The sequence below is a fragment of the Streptomyces jumonjinensis genome (assembly GCF_009600885.1).
Taxonomy (GTDB): domain Bacteria; phylum Actinomycetota; class Actinomycetes; order Streptomycetales; family Streptomycetaceae; genus Streptomyces; species Streptomyces jumonjinensis.
On sequence record NZ_VCLA01000194.1, the window covers coordinates 4499 to 5216 of the forward strand.

The 718-nt window shown below is 70.8% G+C and carries 1 protein-coding gene and 1 pseudogene; both read right to left on the bottom strand.

All coding sequences use genetic code 11. The features are described from left to right. The coding region (locus FF041_RS38325; protein WP_323393356.1) for a DUF2637 domain-containing protein at positions 1–381 on the bottom strand (381 nt) is incomplete at its 3' end. After that, positions 378–718 (bottom strand): annotated as a pseudogene (locus FF041_RS32455) (WhiB family transcriptional regulator); the annotation flags it as partial. The gene FF041_RS38325 and the pseudogene FF041_RS32455, both read right to left, overlap by 4 nt.

Consider the following 718-nt stretch of genomic DNA (forward strand, 5'->3'; position numbering starts at 1 on the left):
AGCGACCGTGGAGAGCACACCGACCGTGACGTCCTCCAGCCTCAGCCCGGTACCGGGCGGGCCCTGCTGATTGAGGCGTACAGCGTGAAGGGCGTTGGCCCAGATACTGACCGCAGAGGCAGTGCCGAAAAGGGTCCAGGCGTAAAGCCGGGCGGTGAAGGGGGCGGTGCGCAGGACGAGGAGTCCTCGGACGCCATAGGCGATGAAGCCGTCGATGATCAGGGGGAAGAGGTAGGTGAGGGCTCCCCGGATGTGAATGGAGGCGGCCATCTGCTGGAGGGCGTCGTACGAGAGAGCGCAGGCAGCGCTGCCGAGGGCTACGACGGCGACCTTGTCCCAGGCGGTGGTGGCGTGCGCCGGTATCGGCGCCGGGGCGCTCACGCGGCCGTCCCGAGGTCGGCGCGGGCCGGGGTCTTCGCTGGGGTGATGGGTGCCGCCTTCGCGGTCCTGGTGGTCTTGGTGTTGCGGTGGCTGATCTCGCGGGCGGCGTGGCGGTAGAGCTTCTTGGCGTGCTCCACGGTGATCTTCAGCAGGCGGGCGAGCCGGTCGGCCGGGATCCCCGCCTGGTAAGCGTCGCGGGCGACGGCGCGGCGCTCGGCCCGGCTGAGGTGGACGTCACCGCCGGCGAAGGTGGCGTTGATCCGGGCGTAGTCGACGCGCTGGGGCAGCCTGCTGTGGAGGGCGTCGCGTTCTTCCTCGGTGAGGCCGCCCCGGATGC